Here is an 18318-nt window from a genome sequence, read left to right on the forward strand (position 1 = left end):
AAAGACTCTCTAGATGGTTGGAATCGTGCCGCCATCAATTACGAACTCAGCGCCCGAAAGGTAAGCGGCCCGCTACTATACTAGGAAGACCACCAACTCGGCTACTCCTGCGGCCGGGCCGGGCGACCCATCCGGATACCCCCGCGCGAAGCCGTCAGGCTTACTAAGGCCGCTTACCTGTCGGTGCCCGCGCGGGTGGCCAAACGGTCGGCGACCCATCGGGATACCTACTTAGCTACCGCCTTAAACACAACACCGGCTGCCCTGTAATCAGGGCAGCCGGTGGTTGGTTTTTGCAACAAGAAAAGCCTACCCTTGAATAAAGGCCAGCAAGTCGGCGTTGATAGTAGCCGCCTCGGTGGCGGGCATACCGTGGGGGAAGCCGGGGTAGGAAATTAGCTTGCCGTGTTTCAGCAGCTTAATGGACTTGGCACCGCTAATAGGGAAGGGCACGATTTGGTCGTCTTCGCCGTGCAGCACCAGCACCGGGATATCCACGCTTTTCAAATCGTCGGTGAAGTCGGTTTCCGAGAAGGCTGCGATACCCAGGTAGTGGGCGTTGGCCCCACCGCTCATGCCCTGCCGCCACCAGTTGTCGCGGATGCCCTGTTTGATTTGGGCCCCTTCGCGGTTGTAGCCATAAAAGGGCAGAGTGAAATCCTGAAAATACTGCGCCCGATTGGTGGCGGTACTCTCGCGGATTTCATCGAACACGGCCATGGGCACACCCTCGGGGTTGGCGGGGGTTTGCAGCATCAGGGGCGTTACGGCGCTGATGAGTACCACCTTGGCCACGCGGCCCTGGGCGGCGCGGGCAGCGTAACGAATGGCTACGCCCCCACCCGTTGAATGGCCGATGTGAACGGCATCGTGCAGGTCGAGCGAATCAACCAACTCCACAATATCGGCCACGTAGGTGTCCATGTCGTGGCCGGTCGAGGCTTGCGTCGAGCGGCCATGCCCGCGGCGGTCGGCCGCAATAACGCGGTAGCCTTTCGTAAGAAAAAACATCAGCTGGGAATCCCAGTCGTCGCTCGATAGCGGCCAGCCGTGGTGGAATACCAGGGGCTGACCAGTACCCCAATCCTTGTAATAGATTTCGGTGCCGTCTTTAACAGTGATGGTAGGCATAAGGCGGTAGTGGAAGAGGTGAAAACAAGTCGGGCTACTCGCGGCAGTACGCCGCCCACTAGCTTCGACAAGTAAAGCTAACCGGCCCTTCTGTTAGCGAAGCGGTATAAAAGTCGGCTTTAGCGGTATAATCAGCGGATAGACCTTACGCGCAAAGCGCAGCACTAGCCAGGGCCTTCCTGCTGACCACTATACGTACCACCGGGCATGGGGCGTGGAGTGATTAGCAGGACTCGCTAAGTCGCGGTTGAGTTGGTAGGCGGCACTAATCAGAGCCAGGTGAGTGAAGGCCTGCGGGAAATTGCCGAGCTGTTCGCCCTGCTCGCCTAGTTGCTCGGAATACAAACCCAAGTGGTTGCCGTAGCCGAGCATCTTCTCGAAATACAGGCGCGCTTTGGCTACCTGCCCGCCGCGGGCCAGGCATTCGATGTACCAAAACGAGCAGATGCTGAACGTGCCTTCTTCGCCGCTTAACCCGTCAGTGGCCCCGTCGGCTAACTTGTAGCGGTAAACCAGCGAGTCGGTGACCAACTGCTCTTCCACGGCCTTGAGCGTTGAGAGCCAGCGGGGTTCGGCCGGACTGAACATGTGCACCAGCGGCATAAGCAGCACGGCCGCGTCCAGCACGTGGGCCCCTCGGTACTGCACAAACGCTTGCAGGTCGGCATTCCAGAAGTTGTCGTACACGTCCTGGTAGATAGCGTCGCGGGTTTGGCGCCATTCTTCGAGCGGGGCCGGAAACGAGCGGGTTTGGGCAATGAGCAGGCCGCGGTCGAGCGCCACCCAGGCCATGATTTTAGAATAGATAAACTCTTGCTGGCCCGAGCGCACCTCCCAAATGCCGTGGTCGGGGCGCTGCCAGTTATCGGCTACGTAGTTTACAAACCCCCGCACGTGCTGCCAGAAGGCGTAGGTAATGGGCCCCCCGTCTTTGTTGTAGAGGTAGATGGTATCAATCATCTCGCCGTAGATATCGAGTTGGAACTGTTGCGCCGCGGCGTTGCCGATGCGCACCGGAGCCGACTGGCGGTAGCCTTCCAAATGGTCGAGCACCTGCTCGTCGAGTTGCGAGGAGCCATCGACGGCGTACAGCAGCTGCAGTTCCGAGGCGTCCTGCATCGACTCGCACCGGTCCATCAGCCAGCGGATAAAGCCTTTGGCTTCCTCGGTGAAGCCCAACCGCAAAAACGCGTACATGGTGAAGGCCGTATCCCGGATCCAAGTGTAGCGGTAATCCCAATTACGGCCCGCTCCAATGGTAGCGGGCAAGCCAAAGGTGGCTGCTGCCACGGTGGAGCCGTATTGCTGGCAGGTAAGCAGCTTGAGCGTGATGGCCGAGCGCAGCACCGTTTCGCGCCACCGGCCCGCGTAAGAGGAGCTGTCGGCCCAGCGTTGCCAGAACGACATGGTTTCCTCGAAGGCCGGCCCCGCGTAGTGCGCTAACTCGTGCGGGGTGCCTTCCGTGGGGTCCGGCAGCACTTCTTCCAGCACAAAAGTAACTTCGGCGCCGGCTTGCAGCGTCCAGGTGCCGGTCACGTCGCCCAGCCGCAGGGTCAGGGGCTGGCTGCTCAATAACCGGAACTGGTGCCCATCGGGGCCCGTGCTGCGGAAAAGCAGGGCATCGTCGTGCTGCTCGGTTTCGTGGGGGGCGCGGGCGTAGTCGAACCGGGGCCGCAGTTCCAAACGGAAGGCAAGTTCCCCCTTGAGCACGCGCAGCGTCCGCACCAGGGCGCCCGGCTGACCCGGTTGCTTAATGGGCATAAAGTCGGTTAGCTCGGCCATGCCCTCGGGCGTGAAAAAGCGGGTGAGCAGCACTCCCGTATCGGGCAGGTAGTGCTGCTGATAGCGCACATCGGTTCGCACGGGAGCTAGCTGCCAGTAGCCGCCCTTGTCTTTATCGAGCAAGGCGGCAAACAAGGTGGGCGAGTCGAAGCGGGTGAACGGTAGGTAGTCGATGGAGCCGGTGCGCGAGACGAGCGCTACCGTGTGCAAATTGCCAATCAGGCCGTAGTCTTCAATGGGAAGGTAGTGTCGCATGCGTCGCTAGTAAACCGCCCACGGGGCGTTAGGGATTTGCTAACGGAAAACAACCTCCCGCGAACGACGAGTTACCCTTTTTTCGACAAGGTCAGTAGGAGAGCCATGGATGGTTTCCTTAGTTGAGAAGAATATAGTGGCTGGTTTAGTGCTTTTCAGGCAGCTATATGGTTTGCGTCAAGGCGCCGGCTCCCATTTGCGCAACATACTTCCAACTAAGTAGCGTAACCGGCCACAAACAACTCTTGGGATGTTGCCGAGGCTTCCGTTAGCAAATGCACTTGCCTCTGGCGGGAAGCTACATGGTCAGGGCGTGCTAGGATTTGCCCCCGGGCGCCGTAGGAAACTATAGCGCTTGGCGCCACGCCTTCTGAATGGTCAGTTGAGGTATCATCTACGAGCAGTAATCCTTAATCCGGCCAAGTTTGGGCGCGCAGGCTGGCTAGTGCCTCCGCCAAAAACTCGGCACTTTTGACAAAGCCCGCGAGTATCGACACGCAAGGGGTAGGGAAAGCACTTGTAAAGTTTACGGCGCAAAAAACGAAGTTGATACCTGAAATTGTAACACAAAACCTATGCCGCTACACAACTCCACTTGGCTGCCGGGTTGGTTTCAGGCTGCCCGGTAACGCCTTGGCCTGGGTTGGCACTACGGCAAACCGCTCGGCCGCTCCTGTCAGTCCGCTTGCTAAGCCTTCGGCCGAAGCGAGTTGCGAGAGCTTAGCTTGCACTTGTTCGCTTCCACCAAACTGAAAGCCGATTTGCGAGGCATAGGCCTGCGAGGCCGCTACTTTTGCTGTCAACGCAGCTTGCGTTAGCAGCATAGCTACTTCGCTAAGACCAGCGGGTAATTCCGGCGCGGGAAGCGCATCGGGTTGCCTGATGATGTAGGGCGTGTCGCGGTACCAGAACACCGGCACGTCAGCGGGCACCGTGGCGCATACAGCCTGCATCACGTGGCGGTGGTCGACGTGCAGCCCGAGACCCTGCGGAGCAAACACTAACTGCGGCGGGGTAGCCGCCAACTTGTCGGCTAACAGCTCTGCTATGGTTTGGTTGATGTGGTCGGTGGGCAGTAAATCGGCGAACAAGGCAGGCGGACTGTGGTAGCCGCGGTGCGGGGCTTCAGGCAAATCGAGCCAGTACACGGTGGTAGCGCCTAGGTGCCGGGCGGCAACGGTGTCTTCCTGGCGGCGCAGGGCTAAATAGTCCACTTCCGGGCTAAACCCCTTGTCGGTCTGGCAGGCCAAGGCGAAGCCGGTTGGCTGAGGTACCGAGCGGGTGAACACCGTTAAAAGCACGCACTGCCACCCGGCCCGCGCCAGCTTAGCAAACGTACCCCCGCAGGAAAAAGCAACATCATCGAGGTGGGGAGAAATAAACAGGGCAACGGGCATAGCATCGAGGGTACGTTACAACAAGTGAGGGGCGTCGCGGTAGCGGCAAGCTTCCGGGGCAGTTAAGTCTTCCGACCAGTTCACGTCCGGTGCGGTACCTACCAACTGCTGGTACACCCCATCAATTTGGCGGCCGATAACAGACCAGGCGTACGTGGTGCGCACCTCGTGCAGGGCAGTTTCGGCGAGGCGGCGGCGCAGGGCGTCGTTGTCGAGAATGCGGGCCAGGGCGGCGACGAGGGCGGGCACGTCGCCGGGGGGCATCAATAGGCCGTTGTCATCATTGCGCAGGCAGTCAACTACTCCTACTGCTTCGGCAGCCACGCAGGGCAGGCCGCTGGCCATGGCTTCGAGGATGGTATTGGAAAAGCCTTCGGCATAGGTTGGCGACACAAACACATCGGCGCGGTGGTACACCTGCGGCACCTCATCGTACTCAACGTAACCGGCCAGTTCCACCTGCTCGCGCCAGGGCGCGGCCGCCACCCGGCGGCGTACTTCCTCCAGGTCGGGGCCGATGCCGGAGACAATCAAGCGCAGAGCTGGGCGCTCGGGGGCGAGCTGGGCAAAGGCGTCCAGCAAATCAAGTACGCCCTTGCGCCGATCAACGCGGCCGTGGTAAAGCAAAGTAGGATGTGCGGCATCAACCCACTGCACGGGCTGCCAGTCCAGGCGGGGCCGGAAGCGCCGCACATCGACCGCGCCGGGCACCAAGGTAAAGCGCTCGGGGGCCGTGCCGTGGTGGCCGATAACCTCGTCGGCAAAACTCTGGCAGCCAATAAGTACGGCCCCGGCGTGGTCGAGCACGGTGCGAATGGCGCGCTGGTGCGTACCGCAGCAATTTACCCCTACCCAGTGCCCGTCGCCCCCCTGAATGCTGACGACGTTGGGAATGTCCAGGCGGCGGCTTAGCAGCAGTGCGGCCAGGCCGGGCGGGTAGCCGTACTGGGCGTGCACCAGATCGAAGGGCTGCGCCGCGTGCAGGCGCTCTACGGTGTCGATGATGGTTTGAATGTCGTTTTCGAATTGACCACCATTTTGCTCGCCGAGCGCTTCCAGGCCTACCACGCGCACGCCCGGCACCGGCGGGGGCGACCCGCCCCCGTACACGCCGCGGCCCAGGGCGTCGCCCCGGTACTGCGACACCATCGTGACGTCGTGCCCTAGGGCAACCAACTCGCGCAGAAGGTTTTGGGCGTACACGCTCATGCCCGAAATAGCCGGGAAGTAGCGGCGGGAAATAAAGCAGATTCTCATGCGGGTTGCAATTGGTGCTCGGCCTGGCGTAGGTACGCTAGGGCCTGCGGAATCATTTGGTGCGCGCGGGGAGATTCGCGCGACAACTCCACGCACACCAGCCCCGCAAACCGAATGGTGTGCAGTGCTTGCAGCACGGCCGGCACGTCCATGTCGCCCTCCCCGAAGGGCAGGTGCTCGTGCACGCCGCGCCGCATGTCTTCCAGCGCCACTGTGCCAAGCAAGGGGGCAAACTCGCGCACGGCGGCGGCGGGGTTTCGCTCGCCGGTCACCAGCAGGTGGCCAGTATCCAGGGCTAGGCGCAGGTCCGGCACGACGGCTTGCACGCGGCGGTAGTCGTCCACGGTTTCGATAAGCATACCCGGCTCGGGTTCCAGGGAGGCTATTACGCCCCGCTCGCGGGCGGCGGCCGCTACTTGGTGCACGCCTTCGAGCAACCAGTCCCAGGCCTGCTCCGCGGTAACGCCCGGCTGGGGCACGCCCGCCCAAAACGACACGGTTTCGCCTTGGCAGGCGGCGCACACGTCGAGGCAACGAGTTAGAAACTCCACCCGCCGCGCCCGGCCTGGCGCACTAGGCGTCAGCAAAGTAGGCTCGTGCTTCTGCCGCGGGTCGAGCAAGTACCGAGCGCCGGTTTCAACAACCAAGCCCAGGCCTAGCTCCTGCAGCTGCCTAGCCAATTGCGCGTTGCGACCAGTGAAATCCGGCGCGAATGGGTCGTGGTGGTGGTGGTCGAGGGTGAGGGCCACGCCGTCGTAGCCGGCTTCGGCAATGAGCGTCAGCGCGTCAGTGAGGCGGTGGTTGGCGGCGCCGTTGGTGTTATAGGCATAACGCAGGCGGTGGGGGGCCAGTGGAGTGAGCGGCAAATCAGGCATGGGCGGGGGCTTGTTCGGTGGTACTGATGTGGTAAACGTGGCGCTCCGGCTCGCGGTAGAGGGCGTACAACTCGCCTACTTGCTCGCGGGCTAGTTGGGAGTTAAACCAGGCGGGGCCACCGAGGGCCGCCTCGGCGGCGGCGGGTAGGGGCACGCGCTGGGCGCCGGGCGGCGGGGTGCCTAACCCCACCAATGGGCTTTGGCGGGCCAGCAGCTTAGCTAAGTTGCGCTGGCCGATGCGGTCGTAGGTCATGGTTTCCACTTCCAGCTCGGGTACCACCGCTTTCAGGGTGCGCACCGGGCCGGCGGGGTCGGTAAACTCCACGTAATAAATTTCCAAACCTGCCGCCGAGAGGCGCTCGTGCACCACGCGCAGCAAGTCGGCGGAGGCCGCGAGGGAGCCCGCTTGCACCGTGGGCAGCTCCGAGAACTTCACCGTGCGCTTCACGGCAAACACCGGATCTTTCACGCGCTCAAACAACTCAGCCGGGCTTAGTTCCAGCCACTGGCGCATGGCTTCGGCGGCGCGGGGTTCCTGGTTGGCTAGCACGGGCGGGTCGCGCCGCACGTTGGCTAGATACTCGGGCGCTACGGTTTCCAGCCAGGCCATGTCGCCGTGCTCGAACCGCTTGCGCACCCGGCTCGACGCAAATTCGCGCAGGGCTTTGGCTAGTGCTACTTCGCGGTCGGGGTGGGCCGCCTCACCGCAGCCAGTGAGCATCAGGGCGTGCGGCACTTGGTTGATATCCCGCTCGTAGCCAACCACGTACAGACTCGTGATGCCGAAATCAGTGGAAGCGAGCTTAACCTGAATTTCCAGGCCGGCTTCGTCGTAGTGGCGCAGCAGCTCGCGGGTGGCGGGGTCCTGCACGTCGTCTAGCTCGATGCGGATGCCTTGGTCGAGGGCGCGGTAGTTGATGGCGTTGCCGTCGCGCTGCAATAGCTCCAGCAGCCCGTGCGAGAGAGCCCGTTCCAGCGACTCGCCTGCGCCCATGCCGTTGGTGATGGGCGTGTAGAGCCAGTCATGCTGCTCCTGGCCGTGCCAGTCGCCGGGCCAGGTAGCGGCCGTTTCGATGGGCACCCAAATGATGTTGCCGGCCGGGTAAGTACGCGCTTGCGTCCACACCAGTTCGGTGTTGGGCGTGTAGGCGGTGCCAGCGGGAAGCCGGTCGCGCAGTGGGTCGAGGCAGGGTACGCCTTCCGCTTGCAGCTGCTGGTAGGAAGCGCGGCGGCGGGGCATCTGGGTTAGGTACAGGTTTACGAACGTTTCTTCCGTGATTTCGCCGTAAGCCCCGGTGCGCGCCTGCGTGTCGGTGGGGCCGTAGCCGGTGCCAGTGCTCATGCCGCCGGGCAGCCACTGGGCCAAACTCCACACCGGCACGCCGAGGTAGTCGAGGCTGGTCAGGGGAATTTCGTACACGGGGGCGGCGGGCAACGCGCTTTGGTAGAGAGCTATGGGGTCGGCTGACGGATGCGCCATTCGGGAAGAAGTTAACGGTAGAAAATCGGCGAAGGGGCGACCGGCTAACTGGGCCGCAAACAACTGCTCGGCAGCGGCTTTGCCACCGCTCGGTACCAACTCCCAGGGCGTGAGTACGCCGTCGAAATCTAGGGGTAGCAGTACGGCCTGGTAGTGGCGCACGTCGCCGTGCGAAAGGGGAATGTGGGCGTCGTAAGCGCGGTGGGTGCTAATGTGGGTGGCGTTGCCCTGGCCGTCGAGCTTGAACTTGAGGGTGTCGCCGCAGCACAGCAGCCGGCGGGCGGGCAGGTGCAGCACCGCGTGGCCCGGCGTGTGGCGACCGGTGTGGTAGAGTACGGCGCCGGGGTGCAGTTCGGCGCGGTCCTCGTAGGGCCAACTCACCCGAAACGCCTGGCAGAACGGTAGTTCGTCTTGCTGCATCACCACCTCGGGCGTAAATTCCTCTATTAGCTGCCACAACGCCCCAAACACGTGGCAGTGCGAGGCCGACAGGTAGCGAATGCCCCCGAGTGAACGAATAAAGTCTAATGCCGCCGCATCGTAGTACCCCGCCCCCTCAAAGGCCACGTTGCCGTACTCGGCATCCACCAGTAAATACCCCCGTGGTCCGATACCCACTTGGGGCTCGTTCCAGAACTGCCAAATGCCGGGCAGCACTTGGGCCCACTTTACGGCGAGCCGGGAATTGAGCTCAGTAGGGAGACTGAACTGCCAGCCCGTCGGCGGCAGCGGGTGACGGTAGTCTTGGCATACGGGGCAGGCGGGTGGGCCCGGGGCAAAGTAGCGCTGCCAGAAGCCGCAGTTTTCGCAGACGTAGTGGGGCATTAACACAGTTTACAAGGATCAATAAGCTTACAGGCAACAGGGCCTTACCTCAGCACGGGTTGCCCGGCGCGCAACTCTTGGCTGCAAGCAGCGGCCACGTCGAGCAAGCGCATGGTATGCAAATCGCGGGCGGGCGGAAAAGGAAATGACTGGCCGCTTTGCACGGCAGCGGCAAAAGCTTCTATCTGACGCTGAAAAGGTGACGCTTGGGTATCGAAGGAGACGTCTTCCACGGTGCCGTCCAGATGGGTGAGCGTGAGCGTGCCGCCAGGCGTTTGGCCCATGGTATTCACGGCCACCACGCGGCCCTGGTCGCCAATAACTTCCAGCGTGCGGCGCGGAAATTGGTCGGGGCAGTTGTACGCCACGGCCTGCGAGAACAGCACGCCGCTAGCCGTACTACCAATAAGCACGGCCCCATCATCGACGGGATAGTCGTGAATGCGCTGCTGCGTGAGGGCTGCAACGGCGGTAAGGGGCTCATCGAGCAGGGTCTGCACCAGATCCAGGCCGTGCGGCGCCAGATCGATCATAGCGCCACCGCCCGCTTCTTCGGCAGAAATGCGCCAGTTTTGGTAGGTGCCCTGGTCGGTGTCGGGTGCCCAGTTGGCGGGCGTCCAGCAAGCGTAGTGGATACGCACGCACGTTATCCGGCCTAGCGCCCCGGCTTGGATCAGTTCGCGCAGGCGAACGTGGGCCGGGTGAAAGCGCTGATCGAAGGCCGTGGCTAACAGGGTGCCGGCGGCTTCTGCTGCCGCTACCATGCCGGCCGCTTCGGGGGCCGTGCGTGCCAGTGGCTTTTCGCAGAGAACCGGTAACCCCGCCGCGACTAGCTCTTGCACGAGATAGGCGTGGTGGGCATTTGGCGTGGCAACGTACACCGCCTGCAAGCCTGGGGTTTGCATGAAATCAGCTAGGCTGGTGGTGCGGTGCAGAGTGGAATCGGTGGGCTGCACGCTTGCCAAAGCCAATTCGCTTACATCACAGAGCGCCACTAGCCGACCGTTGTCGGAGGCAGCAATGGCCGGGGCCACGTAGTCGCGCGCTACCCAGCCGCAACCAACAATGCCCCAGTTAACCGGGAGAACTTGAGGTGCAAGCATACATGTGGAAAAGAATTGCTTGCCCCCGCCACCGAGCGGCGGAGGCTTTTTGACTTTAATTGATGGGCAGCAAACCAGCCGCGGTCAACACCTGCTGGTGAAACTGCTGGGTGAAGCCCGCATGCACGATGTTTAAGTCGCCCAAGGCTTGGGGTAGTCTGAATTGGGCGCTTTGGTCGTGCCAGGCCATTTCCAGCACCCGATCCAGCACATCGGCGGCATGAAAGGCGCGAGCGGCCGGCGTGTCGAGCACGCGGGTGTTGTCGAGGGCCGTGGTCACTTCCGCTTGCAACGGTTTGGGGAGCTGTTGCAAAGCCTGCGCAGTGGCCTGCGCCATCAAACCCGGCAAATAGGACCCTAGCAACTCGTCGCCTGCGTAGCCGGGGTCAGGCAGTGCGGCATTGTGTAAGTGGTGGGCTAAACCGGTTAGAAACGAAACTCCCGGATCGGCCCCGAAATAAGGGCTTAGCAGCACCGCGTACACGGCTACCAGTGCGCAGTGGTCGGCGTGGCTTTCGGGCGGCCAGAGCATAATGCGCGGCCGGCCCGGATGCGTGGCGCCCGCCCGGGGCTGTTGAATTAGCCTCGTTACGAAGGCTGGCAACGGGCCCACTTCTAAGGCAGCGCGGTTGGCCAGGGGCAGCAGTTGCGCACTCAGGTCAGGCGCTAATGTTTTGCTTGCGTCGCGTAGCGCCTGTTGCAACACCTCGGTGGACTCGGTGGCGGTTAGTCCCAGCGAAGTAAGGAGTGCCCCGTCGTAGCCGGGTAAGCGGATGCCGGTCAGGGCCCGCGTAGTTTCTTGCAGCGCTACGGTAGTTAAATTTTCACCCGCCACCAGGGCCGCCCAGGCGCTGGCAAACAACTGCTCGGCCAGCGAATTGTCTTGGCCCGCGACTCGTACGCGCTTTAAATCGTTGAGCTCGCGCAGTAGCGGCAACACTGCCGCCAACTCGTCCAGCGCTCCCGGCCTAGCCGGGGCGCTGGCAGTTGCAGAAGGTTGCACTACGTTATACGGCGGAAGCGTCGGGACTAAAAGAGGCCAGGGCGGGCGCTAAAACGCCTTTAGCTGCCTCAACAGCGGGTTGCGGCTGCGGGGCCGAGACACCAGCTGCCAGCCAATTGAGCAGTACGGCCTGCTGCTGCTCGAAGCTATGAATGGGTATTATACTAGGATCAGGCACCATCGGCGACTTAAAGAATACGCCTAGGGCTTGGGCTACCCCACCTTCTCCCCGACGCTTGGCTAGATCAGCCAGCCGCGCCAGCTCCAAGGCCAGTGGGGCCGCCAAAATCGAGTCACGGCACAGGAAGTTCACCTTGATCTGCATTTTCTGGCCTAAAAAGCCTTCAATGTCGATGTTGTCCCAGGCCTCTTTGTTGTCGCCGCGTGGCTTGTAGTAGTGGATATGTACGACGTGGTTGTCGACTTTGTACCCTACTATTTGGTCGAGCACCGAGCCTTTGGTTGTGATTTTCGAAGCCAGCGATTCGGCGTTGTCCAAGGCCAGCCCGTCGCGGTTGCCGAGGATGTTGGTCGAGAACCAGCCGTCGATGTGCAGGTTGCGAGCGTGCAGGGCCGGGGCAAGCACCGTTTTCATAAAGGTCTGCCCTGTTTTGCCGTCTTTGCCCGCCACTGGTACGCCGCGCACTTCGGCCAGGCGCAGTAGCGCCGGCGCGTCAGCCGCGCACGAAGGCGTAAAGTTCACGTAAGGTACATCTTCCAAAATAGCGGCGTAGGCGTAGAGCATGGCCGGGGGAATGCGCTCATCATCAGCCTGAACGGCCGCCTCAAAGGCTTCCAGGGTGGCAAACAGCGGTAGCGACAAGTCGGGCATGGCCTCGGTGGATGCCAGGTTAAGCACTACCAGCCGCTCGGTGTTTTGTTCTTGGCGGAAGCGCTGCAAGTCGGCGCGAATAGCTTCTACGGCCGCCGCGTGCGAGCTGACGGTCAGCAGGTGCTGCCCGGTTACGTTGCGGCAAAACCGTACGTTGCCGACGGCTGGCCAGGGCCGCAAAGCGCTTAGTTCAGCTTCGGCCGCAGCAAGCTGCTGCGGCTCTAACACGCGGTGCTGACGGGCAGCGGCAGCCAAGTCGTCGGGGCACAAATCCCAGCCCCCAAATACTAGATTTTCGTAGCCTACAAGTTGGTCGGTGAGAGCGGCTGGTAAGGTAGCCAGCGGCAAGCCCGTGGTGCTCATGGCGCCGGCACGGAGCAGAGCCACCCCCGCCACGGCCGTGGTGGCGACTGCGCCACCAAGACCTATGATAGCTACTCCTAAGCGACTAGCTTGTTGTGATTCCGTGCTAAGTAAAGTGGAATTGGAACTAGGGTTGGAAAGAGATACAGGCATGAAAAAATAGGTTTTGGTTGAATGAGCTGGATCAATGCTTTTCAAGCACGCAGGGCTTATCCAACCAACCTAATTAGCATTTGTTACCCTAAGCTGTTGTTACAGTTGAGCTTACTGCTTATAATAACAATATTTTATACATTATTAAGCATATTACTCTCGCAGTTTCTAGAAGCGCGCAGCCCGTGGTTTATTCCACAAAATCACCGCTATATGCGCAAAGTATTGCGTTATCAAGTGAGGGCCTGATCTTGCCGACGCTCGGGTACGAACTTGGATTGACGACCTGATTGTGGAGTATTTGTCACGCGTTGCTCGTGCCCAAGAATACGTGGATACGCACGCTGTGCCCTATATTCTGCTCGGTTACACTTATCCATCATTTGCTTGATACCAACGGGAGTTGGTATAAACTCACCTAACAAGGAGCAAAATAACTGGCTGCGGACGATGTGGAGCAGCTACATCGACCCGCTTGAAACCAGGCTTTGCTGAGGACAAGGTGTAATCGAGGCGTATGCGGTACTTACACGGTAGTCTGCCGCCAACGTGGGCGCCCGTAAAATGACTACCCCCTGCTACTGGTCACAACTGAGGCATTAAGCGGGGGTGCGTCACGCCCTCTTGCTTCGGAACCCAATAGCTAATAAGCGGCAAACAGCATACGATGGAATGTTTGCGGCCCATGCACAACGGATTTGGTAATCGACGAACTCTAGCGTCACGGTGTAGCCTAAATGATGAGCCATTGTGCGCAGGTTGGCAAGGTCCGGCGCGGTGTCTTTGCCACTGGTTGAGCGGCATACGTTCAGGACGGCCCACATACCAGCACCCAGCTCAACGTGGGGACGTGCCGTTGTAATGTGTGCGGAAAGGCGCGAAACGTGGCCGCCTGCTTTGCAAACAAACTGATTGTGCCAAGAAATAATGCGCAACCTAGCAGCCGCCGCTCAGCTGAAGGGACCTTAGTTGCGGGTCCCCGGTCAGAAAAGGCTCTTCACGCTGACGCCCGCAGCCATGCTTCGGCCGCCGCGGGCGAGTCGAAAAAACGGCTGCAAATACCATAGCGGTAAAGGCCTTGCCGACAAACATCGACGGCCTGCAAGCGTACCTCTAGTGACCGCGCCGTCACTATGGCCACGTGGGTTAGGTGCGGCCCCCCGCCTGCCTGCGTGAGCCAGATGGCGAGCAGCCAGCCCATATACTCTTCGGTGGCGATGGCACGCTGCCGTTGATCGGTCAGCAACTTGCGGTAGCCAGTGCGTTGCAACAGGCCCAGCACGTGCGTAAACACCACCTGTGCGGCTTGCGAATCCTTCGACTCTGGTCCCCAAACCAAGTGAATATACCCTTCCAAACAAACCCGTAACTCCCCGGCCGGCAGAACAATGAGCTTCTCCATAGGTGACGAGTGAAAAAGGAATTAGCAGCTGACATCAGCCAGCCATAACCCGATAAAAGGCGCTTTTCTTCACGAAAAAAACCGGCGTGGCCTAAGTACCAGCCCTGGCATCTAGCGCAAGCAGCTTGTCGGGTGACCATTCGACAGCCGGTTCCGAGCAATATACGCGCGCCGGGTACGGGTTGTTTTCGCGCCTCTCCTTGGCTTCCTCCAGATCCCACACATAGAGCAAGCGGGCGATTAGTTGCCGGCGCGGACGTTGCTAGGTTTGCGCAAGACAAAGCGTTTGTGTTATTCCAGTTACTGCCGCGAACAGGCCTCTACTGAACGCTCTATTCCTCTTGACCAGCTTGTTGGCCTCCTAGCATTTAAACCAGTTAAAGAAGAGGGGGAGAGGGGGTGCCTTGCGCAGCGGCACCAACAGCGGCACTGTTAGGGCTCATTTTAGCAGAAACAGATCGTCTAACCCCATGGGCCGGCGGCTGGTGTAGCCTTCCGCAAACTGAACGCCGATGTAGCTGCCTAGCTCCCGGTTGCGGGCTTCGAGTATTCCCAGAAAGTTGGGCGTGGAAATGTAGGTGTTGGTTTCGTCGGTGGCATATTCGGGATGGTAGAACTGGCTGCGGAAGGCGGTGAGGGCCGCCAGCTTCAGCTCCCAGAAATCAGAGATGTCCACTACAATATCGGGGCGGACGTAGCTGTTGTGAATGGCTTGGAGCAGCAGCCGGGGCCGCCAGGGCGCCTGCGCTTCGCCGTCCCACTCGGTTTGCACTTTCGGCAAGCCGGCCAGAAAGGCGGCGTCGTGCACGAGGTCGGCGGCGCGGCCGTGGTCGGGGTGCCGGTCGATGTTGGGGTTGGTAAGAATCAGCTCGGGTTGGAAGCGGCGAATCACCTCGATGATGCGGCGCTGGTGCTCTTCGTCGTTGCGGAAAAATCCGTCGCGCATGCGCAGGTTTTCGCGCACCTGCAACCCCAGAAGGCGGGCGGCTTCTGCGGCTTCTTTGTCGCGCAGTTCGGCCGAGCCCCGGGAGCCCAATTCGCCCCGCGTCAGGTCAACCACCCCTACCTTCCGGCCGGCCGCAGCGTGGCGCAGCAACGTGCCGGCGCAGCCTAGTTCGGCGTCGTCGGGGTGGGCGGCTAGCATCAGCAAATCAAGCTTTGTTGCAACTTCCATCAATAACAAGCAAATGGGTATTTAGCTCACTGAGTGGCGGCTAGGCGACACCTCCAGCAGTTGGTTGTGGCGCACATCGTACACGTAGCCAAATACCTGCACCTCCGCCGGAACGTGCGGGTGCTGCTGGACGCGGATTAAATCAGCGGCCACCGCCTTCGTCAGATCTGAGAAAGAAGCCGGCACGAGTGCTACAACGGCAGGCGTTTCGTCGGACAGCACGGCGGCCAGGTCGGCATCGGGTAGGCGCACGCCGCAGTCGGTGTGCTGAATGAGAAACCATTCGCGGGTGCCGAATACTTGGTGGGAAAGCAGCAGTGCCTGCAAGGTTTCGTCGGTGACGCGACCGCCGGCGTTGCGCAGGACGTGGGCGCTGCCTTCGGGCACGCCCAACAGCCGCGTGGGGTCGAGGCGGGCATCCATGCAGGTAAGAATAGCGAAGCGACGAGAAGACACAGCAGGGTGGGTTTGAAAGGGAAAAAGTCCGGTCCGAGCTAGCGGAACAGGAAGTAGGCGATGAGCAGGGTGACGAAGATGTTGAAGGTTTGGGCCAGCAAGAAGGCGTAGAGGGGCTTCTTGTTTTCGTGCTTGAACAGGTCCTTGAAGTTGGTTTCCAGCCCGATGCTGGTGAAAGCCAGTGCAAACCACAGCCCTTGGGCACTTTTCAACCCGCCCTTCACGGCCTCGGTAGTGGCGGGTGCCAGAACAAAGGAGAACAGCAGCGAAGCCGCTACGAAGCCCAGCACGAACTTGGGAAACCGCTCCCAAATGACGCCCAGCGTGGGTTTGGTGCCCGGCTCGGTGGCGTTGGGGTGCTGGGTGTAGGTCCAGTACAAGGAAATAGCGAAGGCCGCCAGCCCGAGCAGCACGTTCTGCGAGAACTTCACAATAGTGCTGATTTTCAGGGCTTCCTCGCCTACCAGCGTGCCCGAAGCCACTACGGCCCCCGTGGTATCGATGCTGCCGCCGAGCCAGGCCCCGGTAACTTGCTGCGAAAGGCCCAGCCAGTGCGCCGCGTAGGGCATGAGCAGCATCATGGGAATGGCCGTGATGAGCACCAGCGAAATAACGTAGGACAGCTTTTTGCCGTCGCCTTTAATAGCGCCCGCCGTGGCAATGGCCGCCGACACCCCGCAGATGGATACGGCGCTGGAAATCATCATGGTTAACTCCTCGTCTACGCCGAGCCGGCGGCACAGCCAAAACGCGAAGTACCACACCGACAGCACCACCACCAACGCCTGCACCAGCCCCAACGAACCGGCCTTCAGAATGTCGGTGAAGATGACGCTGGTACCGAGCAGCACCAACCCGATTTTCACGAATAGCTCGGTGCTGAGCGTGGCCCGCAGCCAGTCGGGCAGCCCGAACACGTTGCCGATGAGCAGGCCAGCCAACAAGCTAAAAATTACCGCTTCCAGCCCCAGACTGCGTGCCGTTTTGCTACCGGCGGCTATTAGCGCCACCAGCGTGAGCAGATACACCGTAGGAAACCCCAGCGCGTAGTTTTTGAGGGAGCGGTTGGTGAGCCAAGCGCCCACCGCGCCCACGGCCGCCAGATAAACGAACTGGGTGACAATGAGCAGTAAGTTGGCCGGACTCAGCACTTTGCTGGTAAGGTCAGAGGCAGTATCCCAGTTGAACACGGGCACGGCGAACGGCAAACCGGACAACGAAAGCCCAATCAGCAAGGCGCCCAGCACCACTACCACCCAGTCTTCGTGCAGGGTGAAAGCGGGCGTGGCAGAGGCGGTTTTAACGGCAGTTGACAAAGTAGAGAAGAATCGAGAAAAGAAGAAAAGCGGCTACTGGTTGACCAGCGCCGGCAGGGTAGTTTCCTGGTAAAGCGGGGGCGGCGTCAGGTTGAACACATCGCGGAGGGCGCGGCTAGCGGCGTGGTAGCCGCACATGCCGTGCACGCCCCCGCCGGGCGGGGTGGCCGACGAACATAAATACAGCCCCGCCTGCGAGGTTCGGTAAGGCGAGGCGCGCAACGCCGGCCGGGTGAAAAGTTGAGTAAGGTCGAGCAAGCCGCCGTTGATGTCGCCGCCCACGTAGTTGGGGTTGTAAGCTTCTAGTTGGGCTGTATTGAAGGTGTGGCGCCCGATGATCCGCTCCCGGAACCCGGGCGCAAACCGTTCCACCTGCTGTTCAATAGCGGTGATCATGTCCTGGGTAGAGCCGTTCGGGACGTGGCAGTAGGCCCAGGCGGTGTGCTGACCAGCGGGGGCGCGGGTGTCGTCGAACAGGCTTTGCTGGGCCAGCAGCACAATGGGCTTGGCGGGGTGCTGGCCGGCGGCGCTGGCTTTTTCGCCGGCGGCAATTTCTTCCAGCGTACCGCCTAAGTGCACCGTACCCGCTTGCCGGCACCCTGCGGCTGCAAACGGAATCGGCCCGTCCAGCGCCCAATCCACCTTGAACACGCCCATGCCGTAGCGGTAGCGCCGCAACTGCCACTGGTAGATGCCGGAGAGCTTGTGCCCGGCCAGTTGCAGCAATTGAGCCGGCGTTACGTCCAGCAGCACCACTTTGGCCGAGGGCAACTGCGAAAGAGACCGAACAAACGTGCCGGTTTCAATCTGTCCGCCCAGCGCCACAAAGTACGCGGCCAGCGCATCGGCAATCTGCTGGGAGCCGCCTTTGGGCAGCGGCCAGCCCTTGCGGTGGGCGGCCGTCAGCAGCACCAAGCCAATAGCCGAAGTGGTTAGGTTTTCCAGCGGCTGAATGGCGTGGGCGGCCATGCCAGCAAACAAGCCCCGCGCTTCTTTGGTCTGGAACCGTTTCACGAGGGCCGTGGCGGGCAACAGAGCCGAGAGGCCAAAGCGGGCCATATCCAGCGGGTGCTTGGGCACGTGCAGCGGGGCCAGTACGTCGGGGGCCAGGTTCGGCCAGCTTTCAACGAGCGGCGCCAACAGTTCCTGGTACGCCCGCTCATCAGGCCCCAAGCGCCGAGCCGTATCAGCCAAGGAATTGACCACCGTGGCGGCCGTGCCATCGTCGAAGGGGTGGGCGGCGGCCACCGGGGGCGTAATGTACTCCAGGCCGTAGTGGGCGAGCGGCAAAGTCTGGAAAAAGGGCGAGGCGGCCGCCAACGGGTGAATGGCCGAGCAGATGTCGTGGTGGAAACCGGGCAGGGTGAGCTCCGCCGCGCGCAGGCCGCCGCCCAACTCCTTCTTGCCTTCGAGCAGCAGCACCGACAAGCCGGCCTGTTGCAGCACAATGGCCGCCGCCAGCCCATTGGGGCCCGAGCCCACTACTACCGCATCAACCTTAGGTTTGCTCATTG

At 61.3% G+C, this 18318-nt stretch carries 15 protein-coding genes; all 15 read right to left on the reverse strand.

Going from position 1 to position 18318, the window contains the following annotated elements; translation table 11 throughout:
* Positions 1-75: 75 nt before the first annotated feature.
* Positions 76-219, reverse strand: a complete 144-nt coding sequence (locus P1X16_RS21930) for a hypothetical protein (protein ID WP_277233800.1) — start codon at positions 217-219, stop codon at positions 76-78.
* Between the two features lie 90 nt (positions 220-309).
* On the reverse strand, positions 310-1131 hold the full coding sequence (locus P1X16_RS21935; RefSeq protein ID WP_277233801.1) for an alpha/beta hydrolase: 822 nt from the start codon (positions 1129-1131) through the stop codon (positions 310-312).
* A 189-nt stretch (positions 1132-1320) separates the two neighbouring features.
* Positions 1321-3168, reverse strand: coding sequence for a glycoside hydrolase family 15 protein (locus P1X16_RS21940; RefSeq protein ID WP_277233802.1), 1848 nt, complete (start codon positions 3166-3168; stop codon positions 1321-1323).
* Positions 3169-3749: 581 nt separating this feature from the next.
* Positions 3750-4565, reverse strand: a complete 816-nt coding sequence (locus tag P1X16_RS21945; protein ID WP_277233804.1) for a PIG-L family deacetylase — start codon at positions 4563-4565, stop codon at positions 3750-3752.
* 15 nt (positions 4566-4580) lie between these two features.
* Positions 4581-5822 carry a glycosyltransferase family 4 protein gene (locus P1X16_RS21950; RefSeq protein ID WP_277233805.1) on the reverse strand — a complete coding sequence of 414 codons (1242 nt, stop codon included), beginning with the start codon at positions 5820-5822 and terminating at the stop codon, positions 4581-4583.
* Complete coding sequence (locus P1X16_RS21955; RefSeq protein ID WP_277233807.1) at positions 5819-6697, reverse strand: sugar phosphate isomerase/epimerase family protein; 879 nt, start codon at positions 6695-6697, stop codon at positions 5819-5821. The genes P1X16_RS21950 and P1X16_RS21955 overlap by 4 nt, the downstream gene beginning before the upstream one ends.
* Positions 6690-9002: a YcaO-like family protein gene (locus P1X16_RS21960; RefSeq protein WP_277233809.1), complete on the reverse strand. Its 2313-nt coding sequence runs from the start codon at positions 9000-9002 to the stop codon at positions 6690-6692. The genes P1X16_RS21955 and P1X16_RS21960 overlap by 8 nt, the downstream gene beginning before the upstream one ends.
* Before the next feature lie 44 nt (positions 9003-9046).
* Positions 9047-10105, reverse strand: coding sequence for a Gfo/Idh/MocA family oxidoreductase (locus P1X16_RS21965; RefSeq protein ID WP_277233811.1), 1059 nt, complete (start codon positions 10103-10105; stop codon positions 9047-9049).
* A gap of 55 nt (positions 10106-10160) precedes the next feature.
* Complete coding sequence (locus P1X16_RS21970) at positions 10161-11108, reverse strand: hypothetical protein (protein ID WP_277233813.1); 948 nt, start codon at positions 11106-11108, stop codon at positions 10161-10163.
* Positions 11109-11112: 4 nt separating this feature from the next.
* Positions 11113-12456, reverse strand: a complete 1344-nt coding sequence (locus tag P1X16_RS21975; protein ID WP_277233815.1) for an inositol-3-phosphate synthase — start codon at positions 12454-12456, stop codon at positions 11113-11115.
* A 997-nt stretch (positions 12457-13453) separates the two neighbouring features.
* Positions 13454-13858, reverse strand: a complete 405-nt coding sequence (locus tag P1X16_RS21980; protein ID WP_277233817.1) for a hypothetical protein — start codon at positions 13856-13858, stop codon at positions 13454-13456.
* Positions 13859-14297: 439 nt separating this feature from the next.
* On the reverse strand, positions 14298-15032 hold the full coding sequence (bshB1, locus tag P1X16_RS21985; RefSeq protein ID WP_277233819.1) for a bacillithiol biosynthesis deacetylase BshB1: 735 nt from the start codon (positions 15030-15032) through the stop codon (positions 14298-14300).
* A gap of 21 nt (positions 15033-15053) precedes the next feature.
* The gene (locus tag P1X16_RS21990; RefSeq protein WP_277233821.1) at positions 15054-15488 is read right to left on the reverse strand and encodes a carbonic anhydrase; all 435 of its coding nucleotides are present in this window, start codon (positions 15486-15488) and stop codon (positions 15054-15056) included.
* Positions 15489-15526: 38 nt separating this feature from the next.
* The gene (locus P1X16_RS21995; protein ID WP_277233823.1) at positions 15527-16804 is read right to left on the reverse strand and encodes a putative sulfate exporter family transporter; all 1278 of its coding nucleotides are present in this window, start codon (positions 16802-16804) and stop codon (positions 15527-15529) included.
* 33 nt (positions 16805-16837) lie between these two features.
* Entirely contained in the window at positions 16838-18316 is a 1479-nt protein-coding gene (locus P1X16_RS22000) for an NAD(P)/FAD-dependent oxidoreductase (protein ID WP_277233825.1), read from the reverse strand.
* Positions 18317-18318 lie beyond the last annotated feature (2 nt).

Origin of the sequence: Hymenobacter sp. YC55, from assembly GCF_029433095.1 — a bacterium.
Taxonomy (GTDB): Bacteria; Bacteroidota; Bacteroidia; order Cytophagales; family Hymenobacteraceae; genus Hymenobacter.